12 protein-coding genes and 1 tRNA gene are annotated in these 16,689 nt (G+C 43.2%); 9 read left to right on the top strand and 4 right to left on the bottom strand.

Annotated features, from left to right (window positions below):
* Window positions 1-365: 365 nt before the first annotated feature.
* Window positions 366-438 (bottom strand) — tRNA-Phe (locus tag ACO06Y_RS08480).
* Between the two features lie 441 nt (window positions 439-879).
* Between ACO06Y_RS08480 and ACO06Y_RS08485 the strand changes: the two genes are divergently transcribed.
* The 7 genes from ACO06Y_RS08485 to ACO06Y_RS08515 all read left to right on the top strand — a co-directional run bounded on the left by ACO06Y_RS08485 (window position 880) and on the right by ACO06Y_RS08515 (window position 8,628).
* Window positions 880-1,608, top strand: a complete 729-nt coding sequence (locus ACO06Y_RS08485) for a type III pantothenate kinase (RefSeq protein ID WP_422083411.1) — start codon at window positions 880-882, stop codon at window positions 1,606-1,608.
* Complete coding sequence (locus ACO06Y_RS08490; RefSeq protein WP_422083412.1) at window positions 1,609-2,874, top strand: hypothetical protein; 1,266 nt, start codon at window positions 1,609-1,611, stop codon at window positions 2,872-2,874.
* 41 nt (window positions 2,875-2,915) lie between these two features.
* Window positions 2,916-4,286: a tetratricopeptide repeat protein gene (locus ACO06Y_RS08495; protein ID WP_422083413.1), complete on the top strand. Its 1,371-nt coding sequence runs from the start codon at window positions 2,916-2,918 to the stop codon at window positions 4,284-4,286.
* A gap of 1 nt (window position 4,287) precedes the next feature.
* Window positions 4,288-4,893, top strand: a complete 606-nt coding sequence (lptC, locus tag ACO06Y_RS08500) for an LPS export ABC transporter periplasmic protein LptC (RefSeq protein ID WP_422083414.1) — start codon at window positions 4,288-4,290, stop codon at window positions 4,891-4,893.
* Window positions 4,890-5,093: a hypothetical protein gene (locus tag ACO06Y_RS08505; protein ID WP_422083415.1), complete on the top strand. Its 204-nt coding sequence runs from the start codon at window positions 4,890-4,892 to the stop codon at window positions 5,091-5,093. The genes lptC and ACO06Y_RS08505 overlap by 4 nt, the downstream gene beginning before the upstream one ends.
* Window positions 5,090-6,385, top strand: coding sequence for a hemolysin family protein (locus ACO06Y_RS08510; protein WP_422083416.1), 1,296 nt, complete (start codon window positions 5,090-5,092; stop codon window positions 6,383-6,385). The genes ACO06Y_RS08505 and ACO06Y_RS08510 overlap by 4 nt, the downstream gene beginning before the upstream one ends.
* Window positions 6,386-6,510: 125 nt before the next feature.
* The gene (locus tag ACO06Y_RS08515; protein WP_422083417.1) at window positions 6,511-8,628 is read left to right on the top strand and encodes a peptidylprolyl isomerase; all 2,118 of its coding nucleotides are present in this window, start codon (window positions 6,511-6,513) and stop codon (window positions 8,626-8,628) included.
* A gap of 69 nt (window positions 8,629-8,697) precedes the next feature.
* Here the strand turns inward: ACO06Y_RS08515 and ACO06Y_RS08520 are convergent, their stop codons facing one another.
* Entirely contained in the window at window positions 8,698-9,615 is a 918-nt protein-coding gene (locus ACO06Y_RS08520) for a GYDIA family GHMP kinase (RefSeq protein WP_422083418.1), read from the bottom strand.
* On the bottom strand, window positions 9,612-10,928 hold the full coding sequence (locus ACO06Y_RS08525; protein WP_422083419.1) for a hydroxymethylglutaryl-CoA reductase, degradative: 1,317 nt from the start codon (window positions 10,926-10,928) through the stop codon (window positions 9,612-9,614). The genes ACO06Y_RS08520 and ACO06Y_RS08525 overlap by 4 nt, the downstream gene beginning before the upstream one ends.
* A gap of 151 nt (window positions 10,929-11,079) precedes the next feature.
* On the opposite strand from ACO06Y_RS08525, the gene ACO06Y_RS08530 reads away from it, so the two are divergent.
* The gene (locus tag ACO06Y_RS08530; RefSeq protein WP_422083420.1) at window positions 11,080-13,245 is read left to right on the top strand and encodes a S9 family peptidase; all 2,166 of its coding nucleotides are present in this window, start codon (window positions 11,080-11,082) and stop codon (window positions 13,243-13,245) included.
* 22 nt (window positions 13,246-13,267) lie between these two features.
* Complete coding sequence (locus tag ACO06Y_RS08535; protein WP_422083421.1) at window positions 13,268-14,629, top strand: peptide MFS transporter; 1,362 nt, start codon at window positions 13,268-13,270, stop codon at window positions 14,627-14,629.
* A 20-nt stretch (window positions 14,630-14,649) separates the two neighbouring features.
* On the opposite strand, the gene ACO06Y_RS08540 is transcribed toward ACO06Y_RS08535, so the two are convergent.
* Window positions 14,650-16,689, bottom strand: coding sequence for a ComEC/Rec2 family competence protein (locus ACO06Y_RS08540; protein ID WP_422083422.1), 2,040 nt, complete (start codon window positions 16,687-16,689; stop codon window positions 14,650-14,652).

Consider the following 16,689-nt stretch of genomic DNA (forward strand, 5'->3'; position numbering starts at 1 on the left):
GATGGCTTTCTTAAATAAATGCAGAATTTAAAATTGTTAAAGTGCCTAGCTACCGGAGACCCAGCATTCTAAATTGTAAAGTGGAGATAGGAAAAAAGTAGTTTTTCACCGAAAACATTACAAAAATCGTATATTTTTAAAAACAAAAAACTCGCAACGCCACTGTTTATAGTATGTTGCGAGTTTCTTTGGTGGTACCTCCGGGGTTAACTGCGTTGTTCCTTTGGTTTCACTGCTGCAAATACTTCCAAGCCCATTGCCTTTCAGCAATGTCTCTTTGTTCTTTACACCTTAAGCAAGCGAGCTTCCTACGGTGCTTTAAACAAAAAAGCCCATTCTTTCGAATGAGCTTTTCGTGCTTGATGTGGTACCTCCAGGAATCGAACCAGGGACACACGGATTTTCAGTCCGTTGCTCTACCAACTGAGCTAAGGTACCGGTATTTCAATATTTTTTTGTCTGTGTGCCCGTCTTAAAAATCGCGGACACACGTCCCGATAACTATCGGGGTTCAGTCCGTTGCTCTACCAACTGAGCTAAGGTACCGGTATTTCAATATTTTTTTGTCTGTGTACCCGTCTTAAAAATCGCGGACACACGTCCCGATAACTATCGGGGTTCAGTCCGTTGCTCTACCAACTGAGCTAAGGTACCAGCTATTTCAAGTTGACCTCCCCATCTCCAAACCCGACAATTAGGACTTATTTCAATTGAAAATAATTCAAAAGTCCCTCGTTATGGAAACTGGGGGCGGGCCTATCCGCCTTTGCTAGCTTTGGCCAAGCAAAGGCGGGTGCAAATATAATTTCAATTTTAGGAACTACAAACAAAATAGGGAAAAAAGGGGGTTTGTTTTTTCCATTTTCAGATCTTTGTACTATGAACTTGATTGTAGATGTCGGGAATACCTTTACAAAGCTTGCCGTTTTTGACAGGGGGGGGCTTATCTTTCATCAAAATGCGCTTCCCGAACATGTGGCGCGGCAGATAAAGGAGATTTGCGATCGATATCCGGATATGACGAATGCCATAATCTCCAACGTCGGAAAGTTGGATAAGACCGTTATGGCCGTTCTCAACGTTTTTTGTGAAGTCCATGAATTAGGCCCATCCTCTAAAAAACCTTTCAAAAATTCCTATGCAACGCCCCATACCCTGGGAACCGATCGTGTAGCCTTGGCCACGGCGGCGTTCTATCATAACCACAACGGCAATACCTTGGTTATTGATGCAGGTTCCTGTGTTACCTATGATATGGTAAACGACTATGGCGAATATTTGGGCGGTGCCATTTCACCGGGATTGGGCATGCGCTATAGGGCCGTTCATGAGCAAACCTCCAACCTCCCTTTATTGGAACCCTACGAGCCTTTGGACTTCATCGGAAACTCCACCGAAACCAGTATACACAGCGGTATTGTAAACGGAATTTGTTTGGAAATTGATGGGGTCATCGATCAATATCGCCAACGTTTTGAAGATTTAACAGTTATTTTAACAGGCGGCGATGCCCATTTTTTGTCTAAACGACTAAAAAATACCATATTTGCGGATTCCAATTTTCTACTCAAAGGACTTAACCATTTGTTGGAATACAACAAGCATTAGATGATCAAAAAAATTGTATTTGCAATGGTATGCATTGCCACTGCAGGTTTGCATGCACAGAATGGAACCGTCTCTCCCTATTCTTATTTTGGTATCGGCGACCTTAGATCGGCAAGTACGGTCGAGAACCAGATGATGGGCGGTATCGGTGTTTATGCGGATAGCATCCATATAAATCTACAAAACCCGGCCGGTTATAGCAAATTACGGATTACCACGTATACGGCAGGAATGTCCCGCAGGGAGTTGAGGCTTAAAAGCTTTACCGAGGAGCAAAGTACCTCTGTATCCAATTTGGACTATCTGGGCCTAGGTTTTGGACTGGGAAAAGGACTTGGGGTAGGTTTTGGGATCAGGCCCTACTCTTCCGTGGGTTATGATCTGGTCTCCGAGACCAGTGATAGCAATGGAGCTTTGATCACCAATCAGTTTAGGGGGGAGGGAGGTCTTAACAAAGTTTATTTTTCCGTGGGATATGCACTGGCCCAAAATTTAAGTATTGGGGCCACGGCAAGTTTTAATTTTGGCAATGTGGAGAATGAACGGATTCAGAGTGTAGAGGACGTTCAATTTGGAACATTGGATCGAAGAACATCCAGGATAAACGGGATGGATTTTAATTACGCTCTATATTATACACCCAAGATTAAGGATAAATACACACTTTTTGCATCGGCCCGGGTAAACACCCAAGCCAACCTGACCTCTAAGAACGATCAGGCAATCGGATCCTTTTCTCTGATTACCGGGCAGAATATTGAGGTTCTGGATGTGGATTTGGATGCCCAGGGGCTTAGAAATACGGATTTGAAGATTCCCACGACCACTACCTTGGGAATCGGTTTTGGAGAGAACATGAAGTGGTTTCTGGGAGGTGAATACGGTTTTCAGGATCTTAGCTCGTTTACGAATGATTTTTTGGCCGTAGAGAACCTGGAGTACCAGAATGCCAGTTTTTTTGCTTTTGGGGGCTATTTTATTCCGGATTATGATGCATTTCAAGGCTATCTAAAGAGGATCAATTACAGGGCCGGGATTCGATATGAGAAGACCGGTATGCTGGTAAACGACACCGAAATCAATAATTTTGGCATAACTTTTGGGTTAGGTTTACCGCTCGGACGTAGTTTCTCTAACTTAAATCTAGGTTTTGAACTTGGAAGAAGGGGAACCACTTCGGCCAATTTAATAGAAGAAAGTTACTTTAAAATCAATGTGGGACTGTCCTTAAACGATTTATGGTTCCAAAAAAGGAAAATAAATTGATAAAAATTTAGTACATTACCCCCGTTAAACAAAGAATCAAGATGAAAACGAAAATTTACTTCACAGCGCTAATGTTAGTAGGGTATATGGGGGTAAGTAATGCTCAGGCCCAGAATCAGGAATGTATGACCAATCTTTCCATATATGTAGAACATGCAAAAGTCAAGAATTATGATGCCGCATATACACCTTGGAAAATGGTCTATGACAATTGTCCCGACGTGAATTGGGCCAACTTCGCCTATGGGGAACGGATATTGAAGGACAAGGTGAAAAAATCATCCGGGGCGGAAAAGGATGGCTATATCACCGATCTTTTAACGCTGTACGACAATAGTTTAAAGTATTTTCCAAAGAAAGCCAAGAAAGCGGAAGTAATCATTGACAAGGTATTACTGAAGTATGATAATAAAATGATTTCCGATCAGGAGATTTATGACCAATTACATCAGGCATTCGTAGAGGATAGGGAAAATTTTAGAAATCCAAAAGCCCTGTACCTGGATTTTTCCAGTCTCGTAGACCTACATAATGCAGGGAAGGCCGATTTACAGCAGGTTTTTGATGAATATGATGATATCACGGAAAAAATAGAAGAGGAAAACAAAAAATTGACTGGTGTCATTACCAAGCTTCTGCCCAAGGAGGAAAATAATACCTTGACCTCAAAGGAGAAAAAACAACTTAAAGTGGCTACTACAAATTCTACGTCTTTCGGTAAAATAGCCGGGAGTATAGATTCCAAACTTGGAGCATTGGCAGATTGTGGTAACCTAATTCCGTTATACCAAAAGAGCTTTGACGCCAAAAAAGGTGATATCACCTGGGTAAAACGAGCAGTGGGAAGGATGTATAGCAAGGAGTGTACCGAGGATCCATTATTTGTTAAATTGGTCGAAGCCCAAAATTCCCTAGATCCGTCTGCGGACACCTATTTTTATCTTGCTTTGTTGAAAAAGAGATCAGGGGATACCAAAGGGGCATTGGCCGACTTTAACAAGGCCCTGGAATTGGAAACGGATCCCTATAAGAAATCCAACATCTCCTATAGGATTGCTACAAGCTACAGGAGAACCAGTAAATCTACGGCCCGTAGTTATGCACAAAAGGCGATAGATGCGAATCCGGCCAATGGTAAAGCCTATTTGTTGATCGCCAATCTCTATGCTACCAGCGCCAACGACTGTGGAAGTACACCTTTTGAAAAGCGTGCCATATATTGGAAAGCCGCCGATGTAGCCCGTAGGGCCGGGAGGGTAGATCCTTCCCTTAGCGGAAGGGCAAGTAAGTCCGCGGCCAGCTATTCTGCAAAAGCTCCATCAAAAACGGATATCTTTAATGCTGATATGGCAGGAAAAACGGTCTCTTTTAGCTGTTGGGTAGGCGGAAGCATTACGGTGCCCAACTTGTAGAATGACGGGTTCCTTACAGAATATTTTTATGAACGTTGCCGTGGTATTTTCCATGGCAATGCTTTTTTTGGCCTGTACGGATAACTACAAAAGGGTCGGGGAGGAGGCCGGGAAGAAGATTTTTCCACAAGGTATCGCCAATAATTTTGTCCTGACCTATACGGAGACCATTGACGAATTGGGCAGTCAAGACTTAAAGTCCACCAAAGTGATCGCGGTGCTGACCAGTCCGGTTAGCGAGGATTTTCAAAACCTCAGATTCCCATATCGTACTTTTCCCAACGGATTGGTACTTGATGTTTATGACAAGGATTCCAATAAAAATGTGGTGGAGGCAGATTATGGCATTATGTATTCCCTTACTAATTTAATAGATTTACGTGGCAATGTGGTCATTGAGACCCATGATGGGAAACGATTGGAAGCGCCTCAACTATATTATGACCAGAATAGCGAGTGGATTTTTACCCAAGGCGAATTCACCTATACCAATCCCGAGGATGGAACCGTAATGGATGGCGAGGGGATGGACTTTAATAGGAACCTTAGTTTTTTTAAGGCCCACAAGACGTATGGACTAATGATGATAAAAGAAGAGTTAAAATGATCAAAATACTGAGGTATACGGAATATCTGTATGTGGCCGTAGCGCTTTTTTCAATATATAGGATTTATACGGATTGGAACATCGATCGACAAAATGCCTATTTATTTGTCTTCTTTGCCATCGTGTCCATTGGTATGTTTTTGTTTCGCAGAAACTATCGTAAGAAATTTGAGAGACGGAATCGCGATAATCAACAATGATCTGGGAAGGTTCCATCATAATTATTATCCTGTCCCTGGTGTTTTCCGCCTTTTTTTCTGGAATGGAGATTGCCTTTGTTTCCGCCAATAAGATCCATATTGAAATAGAAAAAAAGCAGGAAGGCCTTTTGGCAAAAATACTTACCCGACTTACCAAAAAGCCCTCTAAATTTATTGCTACGATGCTGATCGGCAATAATATCGCCTTGGTCGTATACGGGCTTTATATGGGAGAGCTGCTGATGGATTGGTTCGCGGAACTATTGCCTTCTTCCAATGCTTTTATCCAGACCATGCTGACGGATTTCAGTTTGTTTACCCAAACCGTAATTTCTACCTTGATTATATTGGTCACCGCTGAATTTCTGCCCAAGGTACTCTTCCAGATTTATGCCAATACCTTGCTCAAATTTTTGGCGCTCCCTGCCTATATGTTTTATGTCCTGTTTTCGGTACTCTCCGAATTTGTCATGAAGGTATCCGACTTTATCCTAAAGACTTTTTTTAAGACCGATGGTGATGAGGTACAATTGGCCTTTAGCAAAATAGAACTAGGGGATTATATCACGGAACAAATGGAGACCGTAGAGGAAGAGGACATTATAGATACGGAAATACAGATTTTTCAAAATGCATTGGAATTTTCAGAGGTCAAAGCCAGGGAGGTCATGGTACCCAGGACAGAGATCATGGCCGTTGAAATCCATGAAACCCCTAAAAATTTGGCCAAGCTTTTTACGGAAACCGGCTATTCCAAAATCCTGGTCTATAAGGATACCATAGACAATATTATAGGATATGTACATTCCTACGAACTCTTTAAAAAGCCTAAGACCATAAAAAGTATACTTCTACCCGTTGAATTTGTACCCGAGACCATGCTCATACATGATATTTTGAACGTCCTCACCAAGAAAAGGAAAAGTATGGCCGTGGTTTTGGATGAATACGGGGGGACTTCCGGAATAATGACGGTAGAGGATATTGTAGAGGAGCTTTTTGGCGAAATAGAGGATGAACACGATTCCACTGATCTGCATGAGGAACAAATAGACGAGGTCACCTATAGATTTTCTGCACGTTTGGAAGTGGATTATATCAACGAAAACTACAAACTGGAGCTTCCGGAAACCGATGAATATGAAACCCTTGGGGGACTTATCATGAATAACACAGGGGAAATACCGGAGCAGGACTCCCAAATAAAAATCGAGAACTTTTTGTTCTCTATCCTGGAAGTGTCCAATACCAAAATAGACCTGGTAGCCTTGGAGGTTCTGGACAATGATTAAAGGAGGATTAAATAGCAGGCTACTAGTATTTTGCCTTTGGAAATGTTAACCCGATTAACATTCTAAAATTTGAACAGATAAAAAGAAAACACTAATTTCGCGCACTGATTTAAACATTCCGCACCATGGCAATTTTGGAGAATATAAGAAAACGGACTACCGTTTTGATTTTGATCATAGGGCTTGCTCTTTTTGCATTTGTGATATCAGGTGTATTTACGAGTAACGAACTTGGAGGAGGAAAGGTAGGCTCTGCCGTTGGTGAGATCAATGGTGAGGAGATTTCCCGGGATGCATTTACACAGCAGTTGGAAACCGCTACGCGGAATGCCCCGCCCGCCTCATCTACCCTACAGAACGTAAACCGGGTGTGGGACCGTATCGTAAAGAATACCATTCTGGAGCAGCAATTTGAGGATTTGGGCGTGGGGATCGAACAAGATCAAATCGTTGATTTTATCCGAACCACGGGATACGCGCAAAATCCCGAATTTCAGAATGAGAATGGTTTTTTTGACCCCAACAGTTTTAGGCAGACCGTGGCCGATTGGAAGGCGAACAATCCATTGCAGTATGATGCCTGGCTGCAAACGGAACAGGCCATTATTCAGATGGCCAAGGAACAGACCTATTACAATTTGGTAAAGGCCGGTATAGGCGCCACTTTAAAGGAAGGGGAATTGGATTACAAGCTGGCCAATGATAAAATCGATATCAAATATGTAAGAATACCGTATTCCTCCATTCCGGATAGTACATTGACCGTGACCAAGGCGGAGATTGCAAACTATATCAATGATCATAAGGAAGATTTTGAACAGGAAAGTACCCGGGATATCCAATTCGTTTATTTTGAGGAAAAGCCCTCGTTGGACGATGAGAACGCGGTAAAGGATGAAATTTCAAAACTGATAGGGGACACGGTGGAATATTCGGAGGAAAGGGATATGATGGATACCATTGCAGGGTTACGGAATACCACGGATATCACCGCTTTTTTAGATCGTAATTCGGATGTGAAGTTCGATACCATTTATAAGGCGAGGAAAAACCTCCCTGCTTCGTTCGCTGACAGCTTAATGGCCCTGAATACGGGTGAAATTTTTGGCCCTTACAAGGATGGGGAGTTCTACAAGGTATCCAAAATGATAGACCGTAAGCCGAACGGATCGGTTAAGGCCAGTCATATCTTAATTACCTATGAAGGTGCACAAAGGGCGAAGCCGGAAATAAAACGTACCAAGGAAGAAGCAGAGGCCAGGGCAAAGGAATTGTTCAGGGATGCGAAAAAAGGCGATACCCCTTTTGTAGAATTGGCTCGTGATAACTCCGATGGCCCTTCTGCCCCTAACGGTGGGGACCTGGGCTATTTTCAGGAAGGAACCATGGTTCCCAAATTTAACGATTTTGCCTTTGGCAATCCCGTCGGGACCATAGGAATGGTAGAAACCGATTTTGGTTTTCATGTCATTAAAATCGATGATAAGGAAGATATTGTACAAGTGGCTACTTTGGCCCGGGAATTGGAGCCGTCGGAAGAGACGATCAATACCCTGTTCACCGATGCTACCAAATTTGAAATGGAGTCCATTGCCAATGAAGAATCCTTTTCGGACTTGGCCAAGGAAAATGACTACGTGGTGCGTCCCGTGAACCGAATAAAGGCCATGGATGAAAACCTACCCGGACTTGGGGCACAGCGTACTATTGTTCAATGGGCGTTCAATGAGGATACCGAAGTAGGTGAGATTAAACGCTTCAATGTCAATAATGGCTATGCCATAGTACAGCTGACCGGAACATATAAGGAAGGGCTTATGTCCGTTGAGGATGCTTCGGCCACCGTTTTACCCAAGATCCGTAAGGATAGAAAAGCTACCCAGATCATTGGTGCCAATACGGGCAAATCAATGGAGGATTTGGCCAAGGACAACAACGTTACGGTATCCAATGCATCGGCCTTAACGGTAAAATCCCCTACCATTCCCGGTGCCGGATCAGAACCCGTGGTGGTGGGTACGGCATATGCCATGCAACAGGACGAGACCTCCAACCTGATAAAAGGGGAAAGCGGGGTTTTTAAGATTACCGTGGCCAAAAGGACTTCCGCACCAGAGTTGGAGAATTATAGCACCTATGCCAACTCACTTAAGTCTTCCAGTGTTGGAAAAGTAAACACTGCGGTTTACGATGCATTGAAGGAAAAATCGGAAATAGAGGACAATCGCGCTACTTTTTATTGAGCTATTGCATATCCCATGATTTGGGTCGGGGATGTAAATCTACCCTCTTTATGTAGCCCGTCCCTATGGTTAAAGTACCATTTCTGAATAGGGGATGATAGTATCATATCCCTTTTCCTTAAAATAGGATATGATATCCTCCTTTCCCGAGGCCAAAATGAAATCACCGCCCCAGGCCCCCAAGCTTTTTATTGCGCCATTAAAATCGGGGAATAAGGATTCCTTTACGGGAACCAATTTTAAGATTGTTGCCAAAAGGTTTTCATGCTCGGTAATCAGGGCGTTAAATTCAGATAGACTTTTTGAGGTGGATACTCTTTGGGTAATCCCCGTAACCCGATGTACAAAATCGGAGGTCTCAATAGTAGTTTTACGATATTGGGCGATACCTTCCCTGCTATCCTGTTTTCTGTTTCGATATACAAAAAATAAATGTTCCTGAAACGGGGGGTTAAAATCTACCTTTTGGACATGGGGATTTTGATTTTTAAGCTGATATAAAATAGGATGGTCAGACTGGGCACAGGCAATGTCATAACCACTACCGGAGAAGGTTTCCCAAAGCAATTGAAAGGGATCGATTTGGGCCCATTGCGCAATGTTATTGATCAATGTGGAGGAAGAACCGAGTCCCCAGTCTTTGGGAAAGTCGAGTTTGGTTTCAACCTGGTATCCTTTGGCTCCCTGAAGGAATTTTGGGTTTAAGGCTTTGGCGACGGAAAGGATTTTTATCAAAGTGTCTTTTACGGATTTTCGTTCAGAAAGTTCGTAGTATACGCTCCATGAAGGGATGTCCATTCCCATTTCAAACCAGGTGGCCCCTTTATCGTCCTGGCTTTTCCATAGTAATTTCGGATCCTCAATTTCTTTGACATGTAATGACTGTCCATAATGGGTAGGTAATGCCAGACTCAAGGCACCATCCAAAACGGCGTATTCCCCGGTAAGCAAAAGCTTTCCGTTACTATAAAACTGTTTCGCCATCATTTTCTCAACTGTTCCAGGGCTTCTTTTACTGAACTGTGGGTAACAGTGCGTGTCTTAAAATAGTTTACCAGTACCTTCTTGTCTTCTTCCCCTGCCCCCATTTGGTTTAGGATGTTCATAAGATGCATCTTCATATGACCTTGCTGTATCCCGGTGGTCACCAGGGAACGCAGGGCGGCAAAATTCTGGGCAAGTCCCGCTACCGCAACAATTTGCATCAACTCTTTTGCCGTAGGGTTCTGTAGAATTTCCAAGGATAACTTGACCAAGGGATGCAAGCTGGTAAGTCCGCCTACGGTACCCAAGGCCAAGGGGATTTCGATCCAAAACTTAAAAGTACTTTCTTCAATGGCGGCGTGGGTAAGACTGGAGTACTGTCCTTTTCTAGAGGAGTAGGCATGAACACCCGCTTCTATGGCCCTGAAATCATTACCGGTCGCTAGGACTACGGCATCCACACCATTCATAATACCTTTATTGTGGGTTACGGCACGGTGCGGTTCAATTTTTGCAATTTCAACGGCCTGCACCATTTTTTCCGCGAATTCCCGAGGGGCTATCGATTCACCAGTTTCCAAGGCTTCAACGGGACAATTGACTTCTGCCCTGACCAAACAATTGGGGACATAATTGGATAGAATGCTCATGACCACGTCGATTTCCCTTTCATTTTCGGCGAATGAAGGAAAAGTTTGTGCTTCCGCCTTGAAGACTTTGGCAAATTCTTCCAGACAGGAATTGATGAAGTTGGCCCCCATGGCGTCCAGAGTCTCAAAAGTGCAATGAAGCTGATAGTAATCTTCCATTACTTCGGTTTTGTCCCTAAGCTCAATATGGGTAATGCCACCACCTCGTTTTTCCATATTTTCGGTAATGGGCTTGGCTGCGGAAATAAGTTTGGGTTTTACGAACTCGAAGAACTTTTCCAAATTTCGATGATCACCTTTATATCTAAAATGGACTTGCCCAACTTTTTCCATGCCCAAGACCTGTGCTTTGAATCCTCCCCTCTCCAACCAGAATTTTGCGGCCTTGCTCGCGGCGGCAACGACCGAACTTTCCTCAATGGCCATGGGGATGGCATATAATCTATCGTTGATCAGAAAATTGGGCGCAATACCAAAGGGGAGGTAATAATTGGTGATGGTGTTTTCTATAAATTCGTCATGGAGTCTTTGTACCTTGGATTCGGTATTCCAATATTGCTTCAAAACGTTTTTGGACGATTCCGGGTCTCGGGTATAATTCTTTGCGAGCCAGTCTATTTTTTCCTCCTTGGTAAGTTTGGAAAATCCCTCTACTACAGTATTCATAAAGTGGTGGTTTCTTCCCCAAATATAGGGATAATGCCGTCAAATTTTGGAGACTTGCATGTGAGGACGATGTGTTATATTTTTCTCGTAAAATTCATTTTTTCGTTAAATTATTAGTAAACTTGAAAGCTTAAATCAATTTTACGCCTTTATGGATAGACCTTACGTTCTATTGCTCCTAGTCATAGGTTTTTTGACCACCGCAACAGCCCAGAAGAAAACCGTTTCCGTTGAAGAGATTTATGGCGGCGTCTTTAGAACAGAAGGCCTGGATGTCCTTCGCTCCCTTAACAATGGGGAGCAGTATACCGTACTGGACTATGATAGATCCAATGGAAACACTGCCATAGACAGATACGATTATGAAACCCTGGAAAAAACAGGGACTATAATCTCATCGGCCGATTTGTCCGAGATCCAAGGTTTTTCTTCCTATGAGTTTAGCTCGGATGAATCCAAAATTTTGTTGGCCACCCAAGTAGAACCGATTTTTAGACGCTCCACTCTGGGGGTTTTTTATGTTTATGAAATTGCGACCAAAAGTCTTATCAAGATTGCAGATACAAAGATTCAGGAACCCCTGCTGTCCCCAGATGGGAATCAGGTGGCGTACGTATCGGAAAACAATCTGTATCTTTTTGATATTTCCTCCGGCAAAACTACGCAGATTACCACGGACGGGGTAAGAAATAAGATTATCAATGGGGTTACGGATTGGGTCTATGAAGAGGAATTTGCCTTTGTAAGGGCCTTCGCCTGGAACTCCAACGGGACCAAAATTGCCTTTCTCCGATTTGATGAGACCCAAGTGCCGGAGTTTTCCATGGATGTTTATGGTCAGGGACTGTATCCTTGGCCCTATGTGTTCAAATATCCCAAAGCGGGAGAAGAAAATGCAGAGGTTACCTTACATATGTTCGATGTGGCTTCAAGGAACACGGAGAAGGTAGATTTGGATAACGCGTATTATATCCCCAGGATGCAATGGATGAACCACCCGGATAAGTTGAGCGTCCAAACATTGAACCGACATCAGAATCGGTTAAAATTACATGTAGTGGATGCCAAAGACAATTCGGTTTCCCTATTGATGGAGGAAACCGATGAGGCCTATGTGGATGTAACGGACGATCTTACCTTTTTACAAGACGACAGTTTCATTTGGACCAGTGAACGGGATGGGAACAACCATATTTACCTTTACAACGCCAATGGAAAGCTGGAGAATCAGATTACCCAGGGGCCATGGGAAGTGACCGATTATTACGGCTATGATGAAAAGCGGGACAGGGTGTACTATCAATCGACCGAAAATGGTTCAATAAATCGAGGCGTATACAGTATTCGGGGCAATGGAAAGGGTAAAAGGCCCCTAGCTACCGAGGAAGGGACCAATACCGCCGATTTTAACGCGGATTTCTCCAATTTTATCCATACCTATTCCAGTACTACTTTGCCGTATCGGTATACGTTGCACAATGCTTTAACGGGTAAAAAGCTAAGGGAAATCAAGGACAATAAGGCATTACTGGATAAATTGGACGGTTATGTCATAAGCCCCAAGGAATTTTCCACCTTGGACATCAATGGAAATGATCTGAATATGTATATGATCAAACCATCTGATTTTGATCCCAGCAAAAAGTATCCCTTGTTCATGTATCAATATAGTGGGCCGGGATCACAGAATGTTGCCAATGAATGGATGGGGGCCAATGATTATTGGCATCAAATGCTGGTTTCAAAAGGCTATATTGTAGCTTGTGTAGATGGGCGGGGCACTGGATTCAAGGGACGTGATTTTAAAAAGGTCACCTATTTGAACCTAGTGAAATACGAAACCGAAGATCAAATCGCCGCGGCCAAAAAATTGAGTGAACTGCCCTATATCGATGAATCGCGTACCGGTATTTGGGGATGGAGTTTTGGAGGTCATATGAGTACCAACTGCCTGTTAAAGGGTAACGCTGTTTTTGAGATGGCCATAGCAGTGGCTCCTGTCACAAGCTGGCGCTTTTATGATACCATTTACACGGAGCGATTTATACGAACCCCAGCGGAAAACCCTAACGGATATGATGACAATTCCCCCTTTAATTATCCGGAACTGCTTAAGGGCGATTATTTATTGATTCATGGTTCCGGGGATGACAATGTACATGTACAGAATAGTATGCGGATGATAGAGGCCTTGATACAGGCCAAGAAGCCATTTGATTGGGCCATTTACCCGGACAAGAACCACGGTATCTATGGCGGCAACACCCGAGTACACCTCTTTAACAAAATGACGGATTTCGTTGAGAAGAACCTATAGAACTAACTAAACCGAAGATATTATGGCAACAATAGCAAGACCACCACATCAAAGAGAACTTTTTGGACATCCAGTGGGATTATACGTCCTCTTTTTTACCGAGATGTGGGAACGGTTTTCGTACTATGGAATGCGCGCCATACTGGTTCTTTATCTGGTTACCCAGACTACTGACAAAAATCCCGGCCTTGGGTGGAGCAATGGGGAGGCATTGGCCCTTTATGGATGGTATACCATGTTGGTTTATGTGGCATCCATTCCTGGAGGAATGATTGCGGATAAACTTCTTGGCCAAAAAAAATCGGTAATTCTAGGAGCCATCCTCTTGGTAATTGGACATAGTGTTTTGGCCATCGAGCAAATGTGGGCCTTTTACACCGGGCTTGGGTTTATCATAGCCGGTGTGGGCATGTTAAAACCCAATATTTCCACTATGGTAGGAGGGTTGTACAAAAAAGGGGATATCCGAAGGGATAAAGGTTTTACCATATTTTACATAGGAATCAATGTTGGTGCCTTCCTATCCAGTTTAATCGTTGGGTATGTAGGTGAGGTTTATGGATGGCACTATGGGTTTGGATTGGCCGGTATTTGTATGTTGTTTGGACTTATTCAATTTGTATTCGGCCAAAAATACCTTGTAGGGGTAGGCGACTATTTGGGAAAATCGGATGTTGAGGAAGATAGGGAAGCCTTAAAGCGGCCTTTGACCAAGATAGAAAAGGATCGGGTTATTGTGTTGGTGCTTTCCTTCTTAATGGTAATCGTGTTCTTTGGCGCGTTCGAGCAAGCCGGGGGTTTAATGAATATTTATGCCAAGGACTATACGAATCGAATGTTGATGGGATGGGAAGTTCCCGCATCCTGGTTTCAATCACTTAATGCATTTTTTATCATTACTTTGGGAACCGCGGTAGCCGGGTATTGGGCAACCAGAAAACTAAAAGGTAAGGAGGCCTCATCACTCTTTAAAATGTTGATGGGACTGATTATCATGGGAACCGGATTCCTATTTATGACTGCCGCTACGGCCGAATATCAAAGTACAGGAGCCTCGGCTATGTACTGGTTGGTTTTGGCATACTTGTTCCATACGGTGGGGGAGCTAAGTCTTTCACCCGTATCCCTTTCATTCGTTACAAAACTTGCTCCCGCCAAATATGCTTCCTCAATGATGGGGATTTACTTTGCTACCACGGGTCTAGGCAACAAAGTTGCGGGTTTGTTGGGTGAATCCGCTTCCCAGTTTGGCGAGTATACCGTATTTACGGGGATAGCCGTATTCTGTATCTTTTTTGGTCTTTTAATTTTTGTGTTCCTCAAGAAATTAAAGGCTTTGACCCATGGAGCGGAGGATAACGAAAGAAAAATGGAAAGAACCTGAAACCCCACAAGGAATAGCAATTACTTTTCTGAAACAAGCTCAAAGTAATAAGCTCCCTTTTCTCCCGTATAATGAAAAGGGACTTTCTTTTTCCCACAAGTTATTTTCCATCGATTAATGTAACTTCTGTAGTTACTACCATCCGCGATCAGCATCTTTGGCCTTATTGAATCTATGAATCGCTCTAAATTGATCTTTGGCGATTGGGTAAGTACTACATAATCCGGACGAATTTCAGTGGGAGGATAGACACACAGACTATCCAAAATCCATAGTTTCCGTTTTTGTAGGGTGTAATTGTTCCGTAATTCTTTGTACACCACTTTTTTGATGCGTTCCGCTACTTGGTAATCGTTTACCAATCGTATCGTTTGGGAACTATCCGTGGAAATTACGTTGAGTTGTGTTCCCGTTTGATGCAAAAGAATGGAATTTCGGGTCTGATGCGCCAATACCAGTACTTCCTTTTCACGGTTTTGCCATACCGAATAAAACAGCCATGATTGAAATAGAATAACCCCAATAAAAAAAGCAAGAATCCTTTTGAAATTGGGACGGGATAGGGAAAGAACACCACTAACGATAATGGCATAGGAAAGAAATAGCTGTACGCCATCAAATGAAATATGGGTAAAGATAAAAGCTTCCTGTTGGGCGATCCATGCAATGATAGAATTCATCCATCCAATGAGACCATCGTAGATTTTTACCATGAAATCGGGTAGCAAATTTAGGAGCGCCAAGAAAATGATTACAATTCCACTGCTCAAAATCAATCCTAAAAAGGGAACTATCAATAGATTGGAAACAAAGAATAGCCCCGGAAACTGATGAAAATAAAAAAGGCTTATGGGCAGTACGCCCAATTGGGCCGCAATGCTCACGGAAAGCAACTGCCAAACTTTGCGGAGCAAACCATTTTTTGGAAACCACAACTGTTGTAGCAAAGGATAGATCCATACAATGGCAAATACGGCCGCATAGCTCATTTGAAAACCTACTTGGAACAGTAATTTGGGATCCACTACCAAAAGGATGAACAGTATGGACAGTGCCAGGATATTAAAGGTGTTGCTTGGACGATTAAGATATAAGGCATAAGCCACAAAGGAAAACATGGTGACCGCGCGGACCACGGAAGCGGATAGACCTGCCAAAAAGGCAAATCCCCAGAGCAAAGCTACCATAACAGCCAATTTAACGGTCTTTCCCCTGGGGAGCCGTTCCAAAGGCTTTAATACAAATTGAAGGAGTACAAGAAGAATTCCAATATGTAATCCAGAAACTGCCAAGATATGAACGGCCCCGGCATTTTTGTAATTATCGTAAACCGATTCGGATATATCCCTTCGCTGCCCCAGCAATAGGGCCTGGATAATGCTTAATTCCTCCTCTCCGAAATTGGCCTTCCGTAATTTGGAAATAATCCGGCTTCTTAGCCGAGATGCCGTTCCATACAAAGTTGTGGATGGATTTTCCAGAAGAACAAACGAATTGTGGGACGAAGTGAGTTGATGATAAACGCCCAATCCCCACATATACCTTTTGTAATTGAACTGATACGGGTTCAAGGGAGGGCCAATGGGATCCAAAAGTGAGACCATAACCAATTCATCATCCACCCGTAGTGTTGGTTGGGCGGAATCCCTTGGAAGGGCCAACAGTACTTTCCCGGAAACTTCCATCGTATCCAAGACCAGTACTGTGCCTATGTATCTCTTGGAAAACGTTGTAGGCTTTAAAACTTCCTTGACCTTTATATGGAAAGCGTGATTACCTTCAGAGTAGACCTTGAGGTAGTGGTTAGGCCGATTCTTGGGTTCGGAAAAGGAAATAGACAATATCCCGATCCCTAGGGTCGTTAACATGGCCATGATTCCGAAGAAACTGGAATTGCTTCTTTTTTTGTTGAAAAATAAATAAGCAAATAGGGTTATACAGAAAGGCGTAAGGGCTAAGGCCAATGCATGGGGAAGTCCAAAATCTATATAGTTGCCAAGTAAAATGCCGAAAACGAGAAATACGGTCAGTTTTATGGGAACAAATTGGAGCAATCGCAT

The sequence above is a fragment of the Ulvibacterium sp. genome (assembly GCF_965228935.1).
Lineage (GTDB): Bacteria > Bacteroidota > Bacteroidia > Flavobacteriales > Flavobacteriaceae > Ulvibacterium.

What these genes read in the sequence shown, in the direction of transcription:
- ACO06Y_RS08505 (WP_422083415.1), top strand. Translation starts at nt 4,890, where the DNA reads ATGATCAAAATACTGAGGTATACGGAATATCTGTATGTGGCCGTAGCG.
- ACO06Y_RS08535 (WP_422083421.1), top strand. Translation starts at nt 13,268, where the DNA reads ATGGCAACAATAGCAAGACCACCACATCAAAGAGAACTTTTTGGACAT.
- ACO06Y_RS08495 (WP_422083413.1), top strand. Translation starts at nt 2,916, where the DNA reads ATGAAAACGAAAATTTACTTCACAGCGCTAATGTTAGTAGGGTATATG.
- ACO06Y_RS08515 (WP_422083417.1), top strand. Translation starts at nt 6,511, where the DNA reads ATGGCAATTTTGGAGAATATAAGAAAACGGACTACCGTTTTGATTTTG.
- ACO06Y_RS08525 (WP_422083419.1), bottom strand. Translation starts at nt 10,928, where the DNA reads ATGAATACTGTAGTAGAGGGATTTTCCAAACTTACCAAGGAGGAAAAA.
- ACO06Y_RS08520 (WP_422083418.1), bottom strand. Translation starts at nt 9,615, where the DNA reads ATGATGGCGAAACAGTTTTATAGTAACGGAAAGCTTTTGCTTACCGGG.
- ACO06Y_RS08490 (WP_422083412.1), top strand. Translation starts at nt 1,609, where the DNA reads ATGATCAAAAAAATTGTATTTGCAATGGTATGCATTGCCACTGCAGGT.
- ACO06Y_RS08510 (WP_422083416.1), top strand. Translation starts at nt 5,090, where the DNA reads ATGATCTGGGAAGGTTCCATCATAATTATTATCCTGTCCCTGGTGTTT.
- ACO06Y_RS08485 (WP_422083411.1), top strand. Translation starts at nt 880, where the DNA reads ATGAACTTGATTGTAGATGTCGGGAATACCTTTACAAAGCTTGCCGTT.
- lptC (WP_422083414.1), top strand. Translation starts at nt 4,288, where the DNA reads ATGACGGGTTCCTTACAGAATATTTTTATGAACGTTGCCGTGGTATTT.
- ACO06Y_RS08540 (WP_422083422.1), bottom strand. Translation starts at nt 16,689, where the DNA reads ATGCGATTGCTCCAATTTGTTCCCATAAAACTGACCGTATTTCTCGTT.
- ACO06Y_RS08530 (WP_422083420.1), top strand. Translation starts at nt 11,080, where the DNA reads ATGGATAGACCTTACGTTCTATTGCTCCTAGTCATAGGTTTTTTGACC.